Raw genomic sequence first — 18,905 nt, 5'->3', positions numbered from 1 at the left:
TTGCAATGCCCTTTTCATCAAACCGTCATCAAAACCGGGCAAAGCTACCCGGCCTGGACAGACTTATCACTATTTAAATACGCAGTGTTTGGTGTAGTCGCTTGCTTCGTTGACGCTCCAATCACCTTTGGGCTTTTCCTTCATCGCCGCGCACCATGCCTCGGAACCCACTTCGGGAGCACAAGCGGCCGCCAACAACAGTGAAGATAATAACAAGGCTTTTTTTATCATTTGCATAGTTACCTCTGGTCTTGGACAGTTGAACGACGCTTTTGCGCCAAATCCGGCCTAGTGTAACAGAGGCAATGTGCGAGGCGCACAGTGGAAGGTAATTTTTGAGGGGTGCTGCACTCTGCTGAAAATCAGCGGCAGAGTGCAGTGTCGGTGATGCAGGTGGCTAAGCCTCAACCATATCGAAGTCGAACTTACTGATACCACAATCGGGGCACTCCCAGTCCTCGGGGACATCGTCCCAGCGTGTGCCAGCGGGAATACCGTCATCGGGAATACCCTCTGCCTCATCATAAATGAAGCCACAGATAACACATTCCCATTTTTTATAGTCGCTCATCGTTCTCTCCGTACAGTGCTGCGGGGCAGCTGAGTCGCCGCTATTGTTTGGCTCAGTATACTACCCGAGAGGCCGACAAAATATTAAGGAAAGTCAATCATTTCGCAAGAAAATGCGCACTGAATTCTGCAAAGCAACTACTCGGCTGCGAGACGAATCATTGCCTGAACGGTCGCTGGCAAGGACACCAATACTATCTTAGTGCTCTGTTGCTTCTGCGCCAGGGTAATGGTGATCGCCTCCACCTCGTCGAGACGCTCATACAAATCGCTCAACGCCTCGCTATCACTCAGCGCAATGCCATTGACGGCGTGCAAGCGATCGCCGCTACGAAGCGGCAGCTGGGAAAAAAGGCGTTCATCTTTGCCCGGGTAAAGGTAGTACTCCCGCTCACCGGAGTCCGACTTCTTACGCTCTACTTTCACCGCCCCGCGCAGCGACAATGGCGAGGTATACAAGCGCTCAAGGTATTCAGCAACCAATGTGGTGACAGCATTGTTGCCACGCAGATCAATGGTCTCCACCCTCGCTGCTGGCTGGGGCCTGCCAGTCGCCAGCGGCTTATAGTGGAAGCCACTGCCGCCAATGGGCAACAACTGGTACGCCCCACAACTGTCCAGCAAGAGGCTCGCGTCCAGAATTTCTGCAACGCGCAGACAGGGCACCGCCAAGGTATCACCCGACCGCACAAAGCGCTCCTGCCCGTCAACCGCAACCAGGGCCTGTTCGCCCCCCTGCGCTTGTTGCACGGCCAAACCCACGACGACTCTGCGGGTCTCGGGCTCCTCACCAAACCACTGCGCGTCGTCGGCGTTAAAGATTTCTGACTCTTCGGCCAGCGCCTCGGGATCCGGCGCTATCGAGTAGGCCTGAACCACAGCCAGCACTACGCCGGCTATAACGGTCAGTAGCAATATCGACAATATGCCGGAACGTTTAGTCACTGCCATGGTAAATTCCCCAAAGATGCCGGCAAGCTCGCTATAATGCGCCGACATTGATCACCTATTTTACGTTTCTCAGAGCATCCACGCCATGCAAATTCATCTTGCCCCGATGGAGGGGGTCGTCAACGCACGCATGCGCGCACTGCTGACCAGCGCAGGCGGCATCGACCGCTGTATTACCGAATTTGTTCGCGTCACCAACCAACTGCTGCCGCCAAGGGTGTTCCATCGCCTCTGCCCTGAACTGCAACACGACGGCAAAACCCCCAGTGGCGTTCCAGTGTACGTTCAACTGCTGGGCAGCGAGCCGTTACCGATGGCCGACAACGCCGCGCGCGCGGCGGAGCTGGGCGCACTGGGCGTCGATCTAAACTTCGGCTGTCCGGCTAAATGCGTCAATCGCCATCGAGGCGGTTCTGTGCTGCTGGACGAGCCCGAGCTGATCCATAACATCGTGGGTGAAATCCGAGCGGCTTTGCCCAAGCACTGTCCTTTGACCGTAAAAATCCGCCTGGGTTACCGCGACCGCAGCCGCTTTTTGGATGTCGTCGCCGCCATTGTGGACGGCGGTGCCCAGCAGCTTACAGTACACGCTCGCACGCGCGACGACGGTTACACGCCGCCCGCCCACTGGCATGAAATCGCCCCGGCAGGCGAGCGTTTCGCAATTCCCATTGTCGCAAACGGTGAAATATGGAGCCCTACAGATGCCGAAAAATGCCTAAAAGACAGTGGTTGCAACGATATTATGCTGGGCAGGGGAATTCTGTCGCGCCCAGACCTCGCCCTGTCGATTAAAGCCGCGCAGACCGGCGATGGCTACCAGGACAAAGACTGGCAGCAGGTATTTCCAATGGTGCGCGAGCTATTTCAGGACAGCCTGGTCAACTGTGCGCCGCGCCATGTTGGCGGGCCCGTGAAGCAGTGGCTGGGATATTTGCGCCGCCACTACCCAGAGGCCGCAGGGCTATTCGAAGAGATTAAACGCCTGCGCGCGCCGCAGGATCTGCAGGCTGCATTACTGGATCACCAGCAAGCAGCCTGAGAAGGCCTCAGCCAAGATCTGACTTGAGGTAGTTCAACTCATCCACCGCACCGCTATCGGTCTGGGACAAGACGAATTTCTCAACTTTACCGCCAACCAGGGGGATCTTTGCCTTGCAGCGATGGCTGACGCGGTATTCACAACCACTACCTTTTGGCTGAAGCGACATTTCTGCAGACAGCACCACTGGCTGGCCATCTACGGTAATCTGAATAGTACCGGACCATCCGTCACCATCGGCCTGCCACTCTTCGACAAATTTGAGCGTTTGCTTCGGGTTAAAAACCTTAGCCAGCACTGACGGCAGCTCCCTCGTCACTTCACGCGTCATATGCACGGTAAGCGTGTCACCGTGATCCTCAATTTCGCAATCGGCGCTGAGTTCACCCAGCGCTAAACTGCGTTCCACACGAAAATCAGGGTCTTGAAGCCGGTTCCATACCGTTTCCAGATCCTGCTCAAATTGCAAACTTACCGTCATGAGCACTCCCATCGCGCTAGGCGCTTATTTTTTTAAGAGCCTGCAGTTTACACTCAATCCGGCACTTTCCACAGGCGCTATCGCGACATAAACTGCCGCTGAAGGATCATGCCGGCAAGCATTGCCAGGGCAAACACAACAAAGTGACCAATACCGCTGAGTATCGCTACCAGTGCCGGAGCGGGACAAAGACCACTCAAGCCCCATCCCATGCCAAACAGCACGGCTCCGGCCACAAGCTTGCGGTCAATATCCTTGCGTTCGGGCAGGTGAAAACGCTCAGCAAATTTCGGTTTACCCGCTTTAAAAACGAAAAAATAGGCGGGTGTTGCAACAACAAGCGCTGCGCCCATAACAAAGGCTAAACTCGGATCCCACACCCCGAAGAGGTCGAGGAAATTCTGTACCTTGGCCGGATTGGCCATGCCAGAAATCGCAATACCGGCGCCAAACAAGGCCCCCGCCAACACTATGACAATATTCTTCACAGGCCTTCTCCCAGTACGTGGCGCATCACAAATACCGTAACAAAGCCGCTCAACATGAATAGGCACGTGGCGACAATCGAGCGCCAGGAAAAACGCGAGATGCCGCATACGCCGTGACCAGAGGTGCAGCCTGAGCCCATAGACGTACCGACACCAACGAGTACGCCTGCGGCAACCAGCACCGGCGTCGACACCAGGGGCTGAATATCGTCTAGTGCCCCACTTAGCGCCGCTGTTGCGCCCGCGCCAATGAATAACCCCAGCAGGAACAGCAGTCGCCAGTTACGCTCCTCACCGTGTTCCAAGGCCGCCCCGGCAACGATTCCGGATATCCCGGCAATACGGCCCACAGACCACATAAGCAAAACGGCTGACAAGCCAATTAAGGCGCCACCAAAAGCTGATATATAGGGGGTAAAGGTTGTAGCTTCGACCATACTACTCTCCGTTGTTAGGCAGGCCTGAGGAGAGCAAATAGTACGAGCAGCCCCGCTGCGGTTCAAGCTCAAGCGGGGCTTAGCGGGAGATTAATTACTTAGGCGCGACGGCTTCGCGGCATCTCTGCGCCGAGGTGGTGTTGATGATTCTTACCCAGTCGCACCATCTCTTCATCTTCATAGCGTTCCAAAATATCTGCCAACTTCCGGCTGATCTTGGTACTGGTACGAATCATTTCAATTTTCGGCCAGGTCGCTCGCTCCCCTTCTTTGATAAAGAAGCGCAATTGATCCTCTGTCAGCTCATTGAGAAGCTTGCGCGGATCAAAAAAGCGGTAGCGCGGGATAATATTAATGTCCCCTGTGTACTCTTGACTGATGACCGCATTGGCCATATTCGCCAGCCGTCGCACCTTTGGTGAGGACTTAAAGTATTTTTGAATCAGGCCGTTGCTAACCTTGTACCACTCTTTAAGGCTACGCATTGTGAAGTGCCGCAGTGACTTAACGACACCCGCCTGATCCGACTTCGCATCGTGCAACATCCACAACACAATGGGATTGGTCTGGCTGACAATAAAGTGGTTCACGCCGTACAGGCGGGATAAACGCTTAGCAGGCAAATCGTCACTGAAGGAACCATCGATCCAACGGCGCGTCGCCAAATAGGGCTGGGGATGTCCGTGGACGTTTTTCGCCTCCAACATCACTGGCGGGAATACGCCGGGTACTGCACACGATGCGAGAACCGCTTTGCGAATATAGACGTTGGGCGAGGCAACCGCATTGAGTAGGCGAGAAGTCTGGTGAACATCAGACGGCGAGACCGAAATGTTAATGTGGCGACCGGTTTTTTCAAAGGCCTCCTGGAAGGTCATATCCGGTACCAGCTTGGCGATCTTCTCCTTGAGCATACGGTGATTGATGCGGGGAGTCGTGCTGGACAGGTCGTTGTTGACCAGCTCCATTTCTAAGCGCAATTCCTGCAACAAGTTATCGGTATCGAGGAAATACCCCAACTCTTCGTCAGTTTTTGTGCCGAGCACGGCAGCGATCAGCGAGCCGGCACTGGCGCCGGAAATAACGTCGGGCAAAAGGTCTTGTTCGATCAGCGCCTTAACCACGCCAACGTGGAAATTGCCCAGTATCGCCCCGCCACTGAGCATCAACGCCGACTTTCCGTAACACTTATTCGCGCGACGGAAAAAGTCCAAGCGCTCCACAAAGCCGGGCTGATCACAGTCCAAATTACTCAGGTGATCCAGGGCATCGACAATGGCATCGACGTAGTCGCCAATCAGCTCCTTGGTGCCAAATTTTGCACGGGAGTACAGCACGGGCTTACCCATGCCACCCATATTGCCGTGTATCCCTTCATTGAGGGTGAACAGCAGTCCAATATTGTCGTTGTTCTCGCGAAAATACCTGAGACGCTCGAGTCGAGAACGAATCGAGGCGTAATCGTACAAGCTAGTCTTGTCGATCTTCTTCCAGTGAGCCCGACCCGAGCTGCGATCGTGTTCCTGAGCCAGCGACTTCCACTCATCAAAGCTGGAGGCTTCCTGCAATTTCTTGTCGAGCTTCTTAATTGTAGAGGGCATGGTCTTCCTGTTTTGGCCGTGTACCAAGGCAATCACACATCACCGTAGCAGCTTGTGTGCGAACCGAGTATCAGCACTGATGCTTAGTTCACTAGTGCCAGTTAGTTATACAATAATAACAGAGTCGGTGAACAATAAAATGACTAGGTGTTCAACGAAAATCGCGGCATTTTACTGTTCAATATCTCCATGTTCTTGCATGGCGCGCAACGCGTGCTGATTCCGTCCACCAAGCCCAGCAAGCTCAGTATATGATTGCCCACAACGGGCTTGCCGGTATTGAGAATAGACACCGCGATATCCCGCTGGGGGTCTGCCCAACAAAGGATATTAGAAAATCCTAAGTGCCCGTAAGCGTAGGGTGTATTACGCCCGTACACGCCAATGTGACGGCCACCTAACATGGCGCCAGCACTATATCGCATGGGAATAATCAGCGAGCGATCAAATTGTGGGCGCGCCGCCTCCCGTGTAAGGCGGTTGACTGTCAGCGGCGATAACACCTGCTTACCCTGCCATTCCCCTTGTTGCACCAGCATTTGGAAAAAACGACTGGCTTCTTCAGCCGTTGCGTACAGGTTGCCCGCTGGGATTTGCGCGTTTAAGAAGTCTGCGGTGTTGGACAAATGCACAACGGAATCGACATCCGTTCCCAGCACCTTCTCTAAATGCCGGCCTACCGGGCCGATATTCGCCATACCACTAATATAATTTTCAGCGACGTGGTGGTGGTCCGCTTCTTCCAGCCCGTAACGGAAAAAGCGCATGCCCATAGGCTTGCGGATCACTTCATCCAGGTAGGTATTAATGTCTTTGCCCGTGCATATCCGAATAAGCTCGGCGAGCACGAAACCACCGGTGATTGCATGGTAGGCAACGACCCTGCCGTCTTCACATAAGGCTGGTTCCGCGCAGATTTTCTCCAGCGCGGCCTGCGGATCAAAAAGAATCTCCGTTGGCGTGCCCGGTGGCACACCCGGAACGCCCGCGCGATGTGCCAATAGCTGGTAAATGGTGATATTCGCCTTCCCGCCCTGAGCAAATTCGGGAATGTAGTGGCTGACCGGATTGAGGAGGTCAATCAGTCCATCTTCAGCAAGCTTGTGGATCAGTACCGCCGTTACCACCTTGGAGGCGGAAAATAAGCACACGGGGGTATCCAGCTCGGCAACCTCTGGTTCGCCGCTTTCCAAGCCGCGCGCGTAGCCAATACTGCGATTAATCAAAAGCTTACCGTTGCGCCGAAGGGTCATGCTAACCATCGGGTGCATACCACTGCGGTGTAAAGCCTCGGCTTTCTGCCATATCGCATCGACATCGCCTGCTTCCATTCCCGTCCCTTCGGGAGAAACTTCAGCGCTATCAATAATCGCTTTACTCGTGGCGAGGTACTCGGCACCCGGCGCACGAAAAATCTTGTTACTCAATGACTTGCATTGCTTGGAAAGCAGCATAACTACACTCTTTGGTCGACACAGCGCCCCGGAAATCAGGTTACTGCACAATAACGCACAGTTATAGCATGCCAAAAGAGTGTGAACTAGAGCCGAAATGGAGTAGAAATCCGGGCATTTGAGCAAACTGTGGCAGGAATTTCAGGCAAACAAGGCTTATCAGGAGTTCGCCTGTGCCCTGCCATCTAACAGCGGCGCAGGGCGACCGTGCAAATACCCCTGACTAAAATCGACACCTAAGTCACGCAGCTTGTCTTGCACTGACTCTCGCTCGACAAACTCAGCGATTGTGCGCTTACCCAGCACATGACTGATGTCATTGATAGATCGAACCATGGCCTCGTGCACGGGGTTGGTGTCCATATCGTGGACAAAGAGCCCATCTATTTTGACAAAATCCACCGGCAGCTCTTGCAGATACCCGAAGGACGACATGCCCGTACCAAAGTCATCGAGTGCGAACTGCCCTCCCAATTCATGCACGCGCTCAATAAAGCGCGTCACTACTGAGTAATTGGTGATCGCAACCGTTTCAGTAATTTCGAAACAAATCAGCCCCGGATCAACATGACCACGGCGAAGTTTTCTATAGACAAACTCAAGGAAGGCCTCCTGACACAGTGACTGCCCGGAGATATTAACCGAAAACATATTTTCGCCAGGCGTTAACTGTGGATTCGCGCGAAGGTACGCAATGGCGGCATTGACAACCCATCGGTCCACCTGCGGCATAAGGCCAAAGCGCTCCGCCGCTGGCATGAATTGCCCCGGGCTGAGCAGCTCGCCTTTGTACTTCATGCGAAGCAACAACTCACTATAGCTTAGCGCTGAGGTGTCATCACCCAGCGATACGATGTGCTCGCGCACCAGACAAAAGTCGTCGTTGCTCAGGGCTTCGTTTATACGATGCACCCAATCCATCTCGTCATGCAGGCGACTAAGGTTCTTATCTTGTACATCGTATATGTGAACGCGATCTCGACCATTATCCTTAGCCGAGTACATCGCCACATCGGCCTGACTCATCACGGTCTGACGTTCCAGGGAATACTGGTCAATAAGGACAACGCCAATACTTACCGATACGCGGTGGCTGATATTGCCCCAGTTGAAATTGATGCGCTTAACGGCCTTAACCAAGCGCGCGGCAATAGCGCGTGCTTCAAACGCGTCAACATTGCTCAACAGCACACCAAACTCATCGCCCCCTAAACGGTAAAGTAGGTCGCCGGTAAACAATTCATCTTGAATACACTCCCCAACCACCTTAATCAGGTTGTCACCCGCGCCATGCCCACTGGTGTCGTTGATCAGCTTAAACTGGTCAATATCGATGTAGAGCAATGCATGAGTGCGGGAGCTGGTGGCAGCATCATTCACCAAGTTATCAATACGGTGCTCGAATTCCTTTCGCCCCTCCAAAGAGGTTAATGGGTCGAGGTGGCTCACCGCACCGGCGTTGTCGAGATTCGACAAGGTATGAGATGCAAGCATGAGACTGTAACCCACCTGCTCTCCCGCCCCATCGTGGACGGGCGACACACCCGCCGCTAGCTCGGCTTCGGGCGCACCGCCATCTGCCAATAAACGCAGTCTCGCCTCATGACCCTGCGAGCACAGGTCTTTCAGCGAGGCCGCCGTTAACATGCCGCCGGCCTCATCCTTTAACCCGAGCGCTTCGCTGACCGGCTTGCCACACACATCGCTACTCTTTACCGCTAATAGCTGCTCAGCCGCGGGGTTGAGATAACAGATATTAACCTCGCTATCCGTGCACAGTATCGCCTGTGAGAGGCCCGAAACGATCCAGTCAGCACGCATCGCTCGCCCCTTACTCGCTCAGAGGGATGGTGAAGTAAAATGTCGACCCCTTGCCGACCTCAGACTCCAACCAGATTTTCCCACCGTGCCAGCGCACGATTTTTTCGCATATCGCCAGCCCCACACCAGATTCCTTGGAGACACCCTCGGTGCTATCGCGATGGAACAGGTTAAACAAGCTACTGTGCTGCTCAGGGCTGATACCTCGACCGGTATCCGTCACCGAAAACAACCAGTTCCGCTCGTGGGTAACGGCATTGATATAAATGTCCGGTGCATGACCTTCTGTGAAGCGAATGGCATTGCTGATCAGGTTCTGAAATAGCTGAACCATTTGCCGGTGGCAGGCGTGAATCGTGGGCAATGCCTCACAGTGGAGATTGGCGCTGCTAGCGCGAAACTCAGCATCGAGATTCACCAACACCTCGTGGATCACCGCATTGCAGTCTACGGTTTCGCGGCTCTCGTTGAAACGCCCAACCGACGTCAGGGCAACGAGCTTATTCAACGCCGATTGCATCGCATAAATATTTTCCCGCATATCCATGACATCCTCGGCAATCGCAGCAGGCAATGCCTCCTGCTTTTGCGAGGACAGGCGACGGATCGTACCGACTACTTCGTTTAAAGGCACCTGTAGGTCTCTTGCAGCCAAGTGAGACAACTGCTCAATTTCATTGACTAAGCCGATAAGCTGGTGACGACTTCGCGCCAGGGAAACCAGGTCGCGATAGGATGACAACGCCGTGTAAATGACCGAGAACAAACGGTCTTGAGTGAGCTCGGTTTTCGCGCGGTAGTCATTGATATCATAGACTTTCAGCACCCGCCTTTCCGGAGCCAGACCAGGCTGCCCGGTTCGCAGTACAATGCGAACAAAATGGTTGCCAAGGTCCTGGCGAATATATTGCGCCACATCCAAACCGGCACTGTCCGTCTCCATCACAACGTCCAGCAAAATAATTGCCACATCGGGATTGTCGCGAACCATGGTCTTCGCTTCAGCACCCGAATAGGCGCTGATAAACTCCAATTGCCGACCGCCGAAGGTAAAGTCATGCAATGCCAAACGCGTCACCACATGGATTTCTTCTTCATCGTCGACAATCAGGATCTTCCACGTTTTTGATGCCTGATTGGGTGTCTGGTTCTCACCCTGTATCGCGGTGTCTGCCGCCAGCATTAGGGGGTCATCGATAGCCACTGTTATCTCCCACTCCCGTCATCGCACTTTCCATCTCGCAGGCTGTCTATTAATTCCACGTTATCGTGCGCGATAGCGACGTTCCTTACAAATAATTCAATCATTTGGATATCGGGAACCGAAAAATTATCTCGCGCGGAAACGTACAATAATTGTTCGGTTCCTGCCTGTGTTTGGTAATAACTCACCCAGTAATTGTCGCCATAGTTATTGGACTTTTTCTCAAACGCTGCACGCAAGCGCTCACGAGTCACCTCATCAAATTCAGTGCAGCTCACTTCGCCTTCAAAATCTGTGAATTTACCTGCCGAGGCCAGTATCTGCAGTTTACGTGCATTTGCTTCGGCTACGATTCCCGACGCACGAATCAGCATCGCATCACGATTTAGGTATAACAAAGCGATCATCTGCTCGAGTACGCCATCATAAAAAGCGTGCATTTGCCTGCGCTCAAAAATTGCCGCAGATGCCTCAATGACCCGCAATAATCCGCGTCGATTATTATCTAACGCGCTGAGGTCCCTGAAGGAGCGCAGGGCGGTATAGACGGTGGAAAATAATTTCTGTCGGGTAAGTTCGGTTTTTTCCTTGTAATCATTGATGTCGTAGCGCGTAATCACCTCGTGCTCAGGCGCCTGTCCCGCTTGCCCCGTACGCAGGATGATTCGCACCAAGTTATTGCCGAGCTCTTCACGAATATAGCGTGCCAACTCCAGCCCGGCATGATCAGTTTCCATGACCACATCCAACAAGATCACGGCGATATCGTCGTGTTGTTGAAGTAGCGTCTGCGCTTCGGCAGCCGAATACGCGCTGATCATCTGCAAACCGCGCCCGCCTAGCTCAAAATCTTCCAGGGCGAGCCGCGTGACTGAGTGCACGACTTTTTCATCGTCCACTACCAGCAACTTCCAGGGGTCACTATGTCTGCTGCTAGCCGCAGGACTATCGGCCGCCAGTTGTAATTTATCGTTTTCTTGCGACACGCTTTTATCCATTTTCAGTTTGCGCTCCCGGGTGGATATTCGCGGGGAAGCGGATTTTCACCTCCACACCACAACCAGGCTCGCTGTGCAATTCAATGCTGCCTAGCAATTGCCCAGTTACCAAATTGTAGACGATATGCATGCCTAAGCCGCTTCCGCCCCTGCCTCGCCGGGTGGTAAAGAATGGTTCAAAGACCTGCCCCAAGTGCTCTGGAGCGATTCCCCGTCCATCATCGCGATAGACCAACTCGACCTCCCCGCCATCGTGGCGAACATCCAGCTGCAGGTGACCCTCCTCCCCTCTTTCATAGCCATGGGTAATGGAGTTCATCACTAAGTTAGTCAGTACCTGAGACAAGGCGCCCGGATAATTAAACACCCGGATATCATCATTAACTGACATGTCGTAGCGCAGCGAGGTGCCCTTAAGCTGGGGGCTCAAACTGCGCCAAACCTCAGACAAATACACCCCCAAATCAAATTCACGCAGATCATCCGCACTCTGATCAACAGCAACCTGTTTAAAGCTGCTGACGAGTTCCGCCGCGCGACTGAGATTACTGAGCAGCAATTCACAGTGCTGCTGGGTATTGTCGAGAAAGTCATTCAGCTCCCGGTGTCCCAGCTCGCCGGCCTGGTATTTATTTCGCACGTCGATGATTCGGCTACTCATACTGGATACTGCCGTAACACCAACACCTACCGGCGTATTGATCTCATGCGCAACGCCCGCAACCAGTCCACCCAAGGACGCCATTTTCTCCGTTGTTACCAGCTGCTCCTGCGCCGCCTTTAAACGCCGCAGCGTCGCCGCCAGTTCAGCATTACTTACCGCAACCTCGCTCACCTTTAGTTCGAGCTCACGCTGCGCAGCAACAAATTTGGCTTCTCTTGAGGCCATCGCGGCAAGCATCGCGCTCAGCCCCTCACCCAGCTCCTTTAACTCGCCCTTGGGGGCCTCCAAGCTAGGTGCCACGCCATTTCCCTGCTCAATATTTCGCAAGGTGTTGGCCAAACGCAGCAACGCAGAGAAATGGGGACGACTCAAAACGTAAAAAGTGGCGTAACCGAGAGCCAAAGAAAGAAGGGAAAAAACGGTGATTTGCGCCAGATCGACATGCTGCTTTGCTAACACGAGCAAAATCGATAGCACGGCGACAGTGACAAGCAGAGCGATTAATGCCGATGCTCTCAACGTGAGGACTGGATAGCCGCGACTCAATCCACATCCTCCCTTCCGTTAACTCGTATGACTGCCCGCAAAGCCTATCTGCTTCGGCCTTTTATGTGACGTAGTTAACAGCGGCGGCGGCGCAAAAAATATCGTGTGTACTACCTACCCGATAATAGCCTTACCGTTAGCTAGCGGCGCTACATGTTGAACATCATATCCACGCGTTCATCGCGAAATAAATCAACACCGGGTGCCAACAACTCCATATATCGATCGAAATACAGGAACTGCTTTAATAGCATCGTAAATGAACGCGGGAAACGAATTCCGTAGTTTCTGGCGATACCACCTAAGTCACTCAACAACGCGTTCACACCATCGCCCGTGTTGTTCTCCAATACCCGCACGGGGTCCAGCGCATTCAGGTTGGTAAATAGCGCGGTAATATCCTGCGTGAGCGCCTCTACATCCACCTCGTCGCGTGTGATACCAACGGCCACCATCGCCTCGGCCATCATTCGGTAGTTCTGCGAGCTTACACCGTTAAATAGCGCAAACATCGCCTGCCATGCCTCCGGCTGGATACGGCCCACCATACCAAAATCAATGAAGCCGACACGGCCGTCGTCAAGCAGCAGTAAATTTCCACTGTGCAGATCGGCGTGGAAGAAGGAACACTGAGTCAAACTGGCAAACCAGGTATTGAGGGCATTAAATAGCCCTTCACTGGGGTCTCTCCCGCCCAGAAGGCCTTGATCGGTTAGCGCACAACCATAAAGCCGTTCCATGGTCAGCACGCGCGCAGAAGATGCCTTCGGATAGGGTTTGGGCGCAGTCACCCGGTCATTGCCTGTTTCTACTAGAAAACGCCGAAAAACGTTAAGGTTCTCCGCTTCCTTGACGAAATCGCATTCATCGATCATCGACTGGTACATCTCTGCAACCAGCCCCGCCACCGCATCGCGATCTGTATTGGGAACAATCAGTTCGAGCACCCGCGTGAGCACATATACCGTATTCATGTCAGTCGTCAGTACAGCCCGAACGCCTGGCTTTTGCACTTTAACAACGACATCTTCGCCCGTTTTCAGGGTTGCCGCATGGACCTGCGCAATGGACGCAGACGCCAGCGCTGTTTCATCAAAACGCTGATAAACCTCCTCCAGCGGGCAACCCAGCTCCTGTTCAACGATCTGCCTGATCTTCGTGAATGGGATCGCCGGGGTTTGATCCAGGCAGGCCTGGAACTCATCGACATAATCTTTCGGGAAAATGGACGGTGAACTCGCAATGAACTGACCAAACTTTATGTACGTAGCGCCCAGCGCTTCGAACAGCTCGCGCAACTCCGCCGGTTTCGGCTGGCGCCACTGAAGCAACCATTTCAGCGCCTGAGGGCACACGGTAGCGACCGTTTGCGCAAACCGCAGTGATCCGCGAAGTCCCAATTCCGCGATACCAATATTGCGGCCAGCGGAAAGCTCGGGAATCAGTGGTTTAAACCGTGGAATTGTAGCCATCAATGCATCCTCTCTACCTGCGTGAGCACAGGATTCTCGGCACTATTATCGCCTATTGCACTGCTGCGGCATAGCGAACAGCCTCCGACAATGTGCCATTACAGCACTGTAATGTCGTAACACTCATCGACTGGCTACAATCTAGCCATCGAAATAACAATAAACTGGGCTAAGACATGCAAGACACCGCTATCCACGCAACCGAACAAGAGGTTGAGGGCAAACACACCGACGATGTATGCAAGCACATTAGCGACGGCTGCTACGACATTGACGGTAAGCAGGTCGACCTGCCTGTGCTGGTTAACGACGCCGCTATGTTGATGAACATCTATACCGTAGACAGCCAAAAAGCGCAGGCATTGATAGCAGATACCGGTTTCAAAGTGGTGGAGCTCTGGCCTGGCAAAGCACTCATGCAGCTTCTTGCCGTGGATTATCGGGAAAACGATCTGGGGGACTACAACGAGGCGGCCATTGTCTTCCCGGTGCTAACGCCAGGAGAGTCGCAGCCACTGCCGGTTTTCGGCGCAATGTGGCGCGTTATGCGCGGCAAACTCGCCAACTACGTCTACAGAATGCCGGTAAACCAAGGCTTTACCACCCATGCTGGGCGCTATATTTGGGGCTTTCCCAAATGGGTTACCGATGTTGATGTGCACTTCAATGAGCACGAGGCACGCGCCCGTTTTAACGACGACGATCAACTGGTCTTCGAAATCAGTGCAAAAGCCGGTGGAAAGAGCAAAGCGCCGGCACAAGAAGCGCCATCGCTAGCCGTGCGCAACGGCAAAGCCTGGAAGACCGTGGGCATTACCGAAGGCGAAGGCCTGCGATTCAGCATGGGGGGAAACCCGCCTAGAATTGGCGAGGAGCACTCATTGGCGAAGACTTTGCGCGCACTGGGCTTACCGAAAAAACCGCTGTGTAGTGTGTCGATGGCACGCGCCAAACTTCGCTTTGAGGGCCCTGAGGCAGTGGCGATCGGCCAGCCTTTCAGCCGCTAATCTGCTGGGGCGCTGACACGGCGCCCAACAGACCACTTTGGGCAATGCCGTCAAATAGAAACTGCATTGCCAAGGCACACAAAAGAACCCCAAACACTCGGCTCACCATGTGCATACCGGTGACGCCAAGCAGTGTTTGCAAACGGCTCGCCAGCAATAGCGCCGCCAGCGTCACCAGTAACACCAATAGTAGCGCGAGCGCCACCGCGCCCTGCTGGAGATAATCTCCCTCGGCGTGGGCCATTAGCAGAATCACCGCGCCAATTGCTCCAGGCCCGGCAATTAATGGTGTTGCCAGGGGGAACACGGCGATATCTGCCTTCGCTTCCGCCTCTTTCCGCTCTTCTCGCGTTGTTGTGGTGGCGCCGCTGCCATTTGCCGCCACCATATCAATACCAATCAGCAGCAATAGCACACCACCGGCAGCCCGCAGCGCGGCAAGAGATATGCCGAGAATACTCAGAATCCACTCACCGAGCAGCGCGAAAAGAAACAAAATGACCGAGGCCACTAACACGCCTCGCATGGCCGTCAGGCGGCGTTCTTTCGCATCCAGATCCCCGGAGAAAATGGCGAACATCGCTGCGACATCAATGGGGCCGATCGTTGCGAAAAAGGTGGTAAACGCAACACTGAATGCTTCTAACACACCACTAGGCACGAGTGATCGCTCGCTTGGCGCCGCTCACCGCATCGCGAATCAATGCGGGGCCGCGGTAGATAAACCCGGTATACACTTGCAGCAGGGACGCACCCGCCGCCACTTTTTCGGCCGCCGACGCATCGTCACTAATACCGCCTACCCCGATGATGGGCAGACGTCCGGCCAACTCGTCGCTTAATATTCTCACCACCGCGGTGGATGCCTCACGCACGGGTGCGCCACTCAAACCACCCGCCTCATCACCGTGGGGCAGCCCAGCCACCCGCTCACGGGCGATCGTGGTGTTTGTGGCGATCACCGCGTCGATGCCCGCTTCAACAAACGCCTTGGCAACATCTCGAACATCACCCTCGGCCATATCCGGTGCGATCTTCACCGCGATCGGCACATAGCGACCGTGCTCCGCTGCCAGCTCAGCTTGCGCGCTCTTTAGCGCCTTCAACAGCTCTCGCAGGGGTTCACCAAATTGAAGGTCTCGCAGACCGGGTGTATTCGGGGACGACAAGTTCACCGTTACATAACTGGCCAATGGATAGACTTTGCGCAGGCAATGCAAATAGTCATCTACCGCTTGCTCGGCAGGCGTATCTTTGTTCTTACCGATATTAATACCGAGCACACCGTCGTAACGGCTGGCCTCGACAGCGTTAACCAGCGCATCGACACCGTCGTTATTAAAGCCCATACGATTGATAATGGCCTGTGCGGCGGGCAAACGAAATAACCTCGGCAAGGGGTTACCGGGCTGGGCACGCGGGGTGACCGTACCCACTTCAATAAAACCAAAGCCCAGTGCCGCCAGTGCGTCGATATGGCGAGCATTTTTATCGAGACCCGCCGCAAGGCCAACCGGGTTGGGGAAGCGAATACCCATAACCTCAACAGGACACGACTCCGGCTTAGCGCTCAGCACCGCTGTAAGACCCAGACGGTGGGCAAGGTCCAACGACTTTAGGGAAAAGTTGTGGGCAGTCTCCGCTGACAGGCGGAACAACAGGGGGCGAATCAACGAATACATGTGGGGGCCCTTATAAAATTTGGCGCCAGCATAGCGAAATGCGGCGCCGGGAAAAAGCCCGAGCCTCGATCACGCCGAGGTATGCAAACCACACTCGCGGTTTTCCGCGACCTTGGTGGGGTCAAAATAATGCTTGCAGCTGGGCAGCTGGTGCTCGGCCATATAGGCCTGAACGTCGTCTTCTGTCCAATAAAAAATTGGCGCCACTTTCAAGATGCCCCGCCCGTCCCAGGACAAAACGTCCAAACTTTGACGAAACGCCGTCTCTTCTTTTCGAATTCCGGTGAGCCAAATTTTCGGTTTAATCTCTTCGAAAGCACGATTAAACGGTTCAAGCTTCACCTGTCGCGTAAATTCGCGATGTAGCTCGGGGTTATCGTCCGGGTGTGGAATGCCCCCCATCAAGGCGTTGCGACGCTCTGCCGTCATTTCAGGGATATACACCTTCAAGTTGGGCTTTAGCAGCTTGATCAATTTTTCCGCCACGCGGTAGGTGTCCGGCACGTTGTAGCCACTGTCGGCCCACACAATCGGCATACTCGGATCCACATCAGTGATCAGCTTCAGCATCACAGCGGCATTCGGCGAGAAGCTCGTAGACGACATCGCCGGCTGCCCCAGCGATACCGCCCAGCGGATAATCTCTTCCGCGGGCCTGTCGCGCAGCTCTGCATTCAATGTGTCTATATCAATGTCCATGATCGTCTTCACTGCCAATATTACGGTTGGCAACTTTACCACATGATTGCAGAAAAACAATAAAAAGCTATAAAAATCAGTCAGTTATAACAAATGCGAATATTGTTATAACAAAATCAATTTTTATAGCGCACTAGTCTTTCAGGCTTTTAGACACAACCTCATAGACATCGCTGCTCAGTTCCGGCTCCGCCAGAATACGCTCCAGCTGGCCCCTCATACGTTGTTGTACCTCAGGCGTATATTTCCGCCACTTGCTCAGTGGCCCCAATAACCGCGAGGCGATCTGTGGGTTACGTTGATTGAGCTCGATGACTCTGTCGGCGAGAAAGGCATAGCCTGCGCCATCTTCGCTGTGGAAATTCACCGCATTTTGACCACAGAACGCCCCCACCAATGCCCGCACTTTATTGGGATTGGCGGCATCGTAGGCGGGGTGTGACATCAATTCGACTACCCGCTCAAGGGTGCCGGGCAGGCGGCACATCGCCTGTACCTGGAACCACTGATTAATCACCAAGGGCTCGTGCTGCCAGTCTTGATAAAAGCGCTGCAAGGCGTCTGACTTGTAGGGCATATCGCTGTTTACAATCGCATTTAATGCCGCACTTCGGTCGGTCATATTACGACTGGTTTCAAATTGCTCGCGCGCCATTTCTGGCCCATGCGAGGTATACATCAAATAGGACAGCGCTGCATTTTTCAGGCTTCGGCGAGCAATTTGCTCAGCACTTGGTCGATAGGCCTCATCACTTGCACAACGGCGATAGGCCGCCTGCAGCGGTTCAACAAGCGCGGTAGCAATACCCTTGCGCAAGGCTTCACGGGCCTGGTGGATAGCATGCACATCGACCGGCGAAATCAACTCTGCCAAGTACGCTTCCGAGGGCAACTGCAACATCAGAGCTACCATTGCGGGGTCGAGCTGTGCGTCCTCTAAAAGTTGCTGGCAGGCATCCAGGTAATCTTGCGCAACCTCAGCGGCCTCTCCAGCAGCTTGCGCCGCAAGGGCATTGCGAATTTCCGCCAACCCGAGCTGCTGGCTGGCGTCCCAACGACAAAAACCATCGCTGTCGCTCTGCATGATACGCAACAGGTCAGCACGCTGATAATTCATGCTTAACTTCACTGGCGCCGAGAAACCGCGCAATAAACTGGCAACCGGCGACTCGATGACATTCTCAAAGACAAACTGCTGTTTGGCCTCGGTAACATCGAGCACCATCTCGGTGTTGTCCGCCGTCTCAGTATCTTGTGGCTGCCCCTTAAGCTGCAGAGGAAGCTGCCCCGCTTCGCCGAGTAAGGCCACTTTAAGAGGGATATGAAAAGGCGCCTTTTCCGCCTGCCCGGGCGTGGCAGGGCAGGACTGCGTAACGCTGAGCGTGTAGCGTTGGGCCTGCGCATCATAGTCGCCCTGCACTGAAAGCTGGGGAGTACCCGCCTGGGAATACCAAAGGCGGAATTGGCTTAGGTCCACGCCACTGGCATCTTCCATTGCCTTAACAAAGTCTTCGCAGGTAACCGCCTGGCCGTCGTGGCGCGCAAAATACAAATCACTACCCGCGCGGAAGCGCTCAGGTCCCAGCAAGGTATGAATCATGCGAACGACTTCGGCACCCTTCTCGTAGACGGTGACCGTGTAGAAATTGGAGATTTCAATAAAGGAGTCGGGGCGCACGGGGTGGGCCATCGGGCCCGCATCCTCGGCAAACTGGGCGGTACGCAGCAGCGTAACGTCTTCGACGCGTTTTACGGTCGGCGATCCCATGTCAGCGGAAAATTCTGCAT

The 18,905-nt window shown here is 54.1% G+C and carries 19 protein-coding genes; 2 read left to right on the top strand and 17 right to left on the bottom strand.

Annotation, left to right across the window (positions count from 1 at the left end; all coding sequences use genetic code 11):
• Positions 1 to 69: 69 nt before the first annotated feature.
• The 3 genes from ABNS66_RS10500 to ABNS66_RS10490 all read right to left on the bottom strand — a co-directional run bounded on the left by ABNS66_RS10500 (position 70) and on the right by ABNS66_RS10490 (position 1,569).
• Positions 70 to 237, bottom strand: a complete 168-nt coding sequence (locus ABNS66_RS10500) for a DUF3012 domain-containing protein (RefSeq protein ID WP_204997026.1) — start codon at positions 235 to 237, stop codon at positions 70 to 72.
• Positions 238 to 397: 160 nt separating this feature from the next.
• Positions 398 to 571 carry a rubredoxin gene (locus tag ABNS66_RS10495; protein WP_027872826.1) on the bottom strand — a complete coding sequence of 58 codons (174 nt, stop codon included), beginning with the start codon at positions 569 to 571 and terminating at the stop codon, positions 398 to 400.
• 137 nt (positions 572 to 708) lie between these two features.
• Complete coding sequence (locus ABNS66_RS10490; RefSeq protein ID WP_286837866.1) at positions 709 to 1,569, bottom strand: hypothetical protein; 861 nt, start codon at positions 1,567 to 1,569, stop codon at positions 709 to 711.
• A 37-nt stretch (positions 1,570 to 1,606) separates the two neighbouring features.
• Between ABNS66_RS10490 and ABNS66_RS10485 the strand changes: the two genes are divergently transcribed.
• Positions 1,607 to 2,563: a tRNA-dihydrouridine synthase gene (locus ABNS66_RS10485; RefSeq protein WP_286694867.1), complete on the top strand. Its 957-nt coding sequence runs from the start codon at positions 1,607 to 1,609 to the stop codon at positions 2,561 to 2,563.
• Positions 2,564 to 2,570: 7 nt separating this feature from the next.
• Here the strand turns inward: ABNS66_RS10485 and ABNS66_RS10480 are convergent, their stop codons facing one another.
• The 10 genes from ABNS66_RS10480 to ABNS66_RS10435 form a co-directional block, all read right to left on the bottom strand.
• Positions 2,571 to 3,044: a DUF2505 domain-containing protein gene (locus ABNS66_RS10480; protein ID WP_027872829.1), complete on the bottom strand. Its 474-nt coding sequence runs from the start codon at positions 3,042 to 3,044 to the stop codon at positions 2,571 to 2,573.
• Between the two features lie 77 nt (positions 3,045 to 3,121).
• Positions 3,122 to 3,532, bottom strand: a complete 411-nt coding sequence (locus ABNS66_RS10475) for a YeeE/YedE family protein (protein ID WP_204997023.1) — start codon at positions 3,530 to 3,532, stop codon at positions 3,122 to 3,124.
• A complete protein-coding gene (locus ABNS66_RS10470) occupies positions 3,529 to 3,969 on the bottom strand; it encodes a YeeE/YedE thiosulfate transporter family protein (protein WP_286837864.1) in 441 nt (146 codons plus the stop codon). The genes ABNS66_RS10475 and ABNS66_RS10470 overlap by 4 nt, the downstream gene beginning before the upstream one ends.
• A gap of 98 nt (positions 3,970 to 4,067) precedes the next feature.
• On the bottom strand, positions 4,068 to 5,570 hold the full coding sequence (locus ABNS66_RS10465) for a DUF3336 domain-containing protein (protein WP_286694865.1): 1,503 nt from the start codon (positions 5,568 to 5,570) through the stop codon (positions 4,068 to 4,070).
• A gap of 143 nt (positions 5,571 to 5,713) precedes the next feature.
• Positions 5,714 to 7,024, bottom strand: coding sequence for a serine hydrolase domain-containing protein (locus ABNS66_RS10460; RefSeq protein ID WP_286837863.1), 1,311 nt, complete (start codon positions 7,022 to 7,024; stop codon positions 5,714 to 5,716).
• Positions 7,025 to 7,183: 159 nt separating this feature from the next.
• Positions 7,184 to 8,845, bottom strand: coding sequence for an EAL domain-containing protein (locus ABNS66_RS10455; RefSeq protein WP_286837861.1), 1,662 nt, complete (start codon positions 8,843 to 8,845; stop codon positions 7,184 to 7,186).
• A gap of 10 nt (positions 8,846 to 8,855) precedes the next feature.
• A complete protein-coding gene (locus ABNS66_RS10450) occupies positions 8,856 to 10,049 on the bottom strand; it encodes an ATP-binding protein (protein WP_286837859.1) in 1,194 nt (397 codons plus the stop codon).
• Positions 10,050 to 10,051: 2 nt separating this feature from the next.
• A complete protein-coding gene (locus ABNS66_RS10445; RefSeq protein WP_286837856.1) occupies positions 10,052 to 11,035 on the bottom strand; it encodes a DUF3369 domain-containing protein in 984 nt (327 codons plus the stop codon).
• 4 nt (positions 11,036 to 11,039) lie between these two features.
• On the bottom strand, positions 11,040 to 12,257 hold the full coding sequence (locus ABNS66_RS10440; RefSeq protein ID WP_286837854.1) for a HAMP domain-containing sensor histidine kinase: 1,218 nt from the start codon (positions 12,255 to 12,257) through the stop codon (positions 11,040 to 11,042).
• A 149-nt stretch (positions 12,258 to 12,406) separates the two neighbouring features.
• Positions 12,407 to 13,729 (bottom strand): AarF/UbiB family protein, encoded by a 1,323-nt coding sequence (locus ABNS66_RS10435; protein WP_286694859.1) that lies wholly within the window; start codon positions 13,727 to 13,729, stop codon positions 12,407 to 12,409.
• A 176-nt stretch (positions 13,730 to 13,905) separates the two neighbouring features.
• On the opposite strand from ABNS66_RS10435, the gene ABNS66_RS10430 reads away from it, so the two are divergent.
• Positions 13,906 to 14,736 (top strand): acetoacetate decarboxylase family protein, encoded by an 831-nt coding sequence (locus tag ABNS66_RS10430; RefSeq protein ID WP_286694858.1) that lies wholly within the window; start codon positions 13,906 to 13,908, stop codon positions 14,734 to 14,736.
• Here the strand turns inward: ABNS66_RS10430 and ABNS66_RS10425 are convergent.
• The 4 genes from ABNS66_RS10425 to ABNS66_RS10410 form a co-directional block, all read right to left on the bottom strand.
• Positions 14,726 to 15,385, bottom strand: a complete 660-nt coding sequence (locus tag ABNS66_RS10425; protein WP_286837852.1) for a MarC family protein — start codon at positions 15,383 to 15,385, stop codon at positions 14,726 to 14,728. The genes ABNS66_RS10430 and ABNS66_RS10425 overlap by 11 nt on opposite strands.
• A gap of 4 nt (positions 15,386 to 15,389) precedes the next feature.
• Entirely contained in the window at positions 15,390 to 16,418 is a 1,029-nt protein-coding gene (locus tag ABNS66_RS10420; RefSeq protein WP_286694856.1) for a quinone-dependent dihydroorotate dehydrogenase, read from the bottom strand.
• Positions 16,419 to 16,487: 69 nt separating this feature from the next.
• The gene (locus tag ABNS66_RS10415; protein ID WP_286694855.1) at positions 16,488 to 17,117 is read right to left on the bottom strand and encodes a phosphoadenosine phosphosulfate reductase family protein; all 630 of its coding nucleotides are present in this window, start codon (positions 17,115 to 17,117) and stop codon (positions 16,488 to 16,490) included.
• 133 nt (positions 17,118 to 17,250) lie between these two features.
• A partial coding sequence (locus ABNS66_RS10410) for a DUF3458 domain-containing protein (RefSeq protein WP_348655317.1) occupies positions 17,251 to 18,905 on the bottom strand: 1,655 nt, incomplete at its 5' end.

The sequence above is a fragment of the uncultured Spongiibacter sp. genome (assembly GCF_964011655.1).
GTDB lineage: Bacteria > Pseudomonadota > Gammaproteobacteria > Pseudomonadales > Spongiibacteraceae > Spongiibacter > Spongiibacter marinus.
This window is presented reverse-complemented; position numbering and strand designations above follow the sequence as displayed.

Bases quoted from the DNA above. Each gene is read 5' to 3' on its own strand.
- ABNS66_RS10500 (WP_204997026.1), bottom strand. From the start codon at position 237: ATGCAAATGATAAAAAAAGCCTTGTTATTATCTTCACTGTTGTTGGCG.
- ABNS66_RS10495 (WP_027872826.1), bottom strand. From the start codon at position 571: ATGAGCGACTATAAAAAATGGGAATGTGTTATCTGTGGCTTCATTTAT.
- ABNS66_RS10490 (WP_286837866.1), bottom strand. From the start codon at position 1,569: ATGTCGGCGCATTATAGCGAGCTTGCCGGCATCTTTGGGGAATTTACC.
- ABNS66_RS10485 (WP_286694867.1), top strand. From the start codon at position 1,607: ATGCAAATTCATCTTGCCCCGATGGAGGGGGTCGTCAACGCACGCATG.
- ABNS66_RS10480 (WP_027872829.1), bottom strand. From the start codon at position 3,044: ATGACGGTAAGTTTGCAATTTGAGCAGGATCTGGAAACGGTATGGAAC.
- ABNS66_RS10470 (WP_286837864.1), bottom strand. From the start codon at position 3,969: ATGGTCGAAGCTACAACCTTTACCCCCTATATATCAGCTTTTGGTGGC.
- ABNS66_RS10465 (WP_286694865.1), bottom strand. From the start codon at position 5,570: ATGCCCTCTACAATTAAGAAGCTCGACAAGAAATTGCAGGAAGCCTCC.
- ABNS66_RS10460 (WP_286837863.1), bottom strand. From the start codon at position 7,024: ATGCTGCTTTCCAAGCAATGCAAGTCATTGAGTAACAAGATTTTTCGT.
- ABNS66_RS10455 (WP_286837861.1), bottom strand. From the start codon at position 8,845: ATGCGTGCTGACTGGATCGTTTCGGGCCTCTCACAGGCGATACTGTGC.
- ABNS66_RS10435 (WP_286694859.1), bottom strand. From the start codon at position 13,729: ATGGCTACAATTCCACGGTTTAAACCACTGATTCCCGAGCTTTCCGCT.
- ABNS66_RS10430 (WP_286694858.1), top strand. From the start codon at position 13,906: ATGCAAGACACCGCTATCCACGCAACCGAACAAGAGGTTGAGGGCAAA.
- ABNS66_RS10420 (WP_286694856.1), bottom strand. From the start codon at position 16,418: ATGTATTCGTTGATTCGCCCCCTGTTGTTCCGCCTGTCAGCGGAGACT.
- ABNS66_RS10415 (WP_286694855.1), bottom strand. From the start codon at position 17,117: ATGGACATTGATATAGACACATTGAATGCAGAGCTGCGCGACAGGCCC.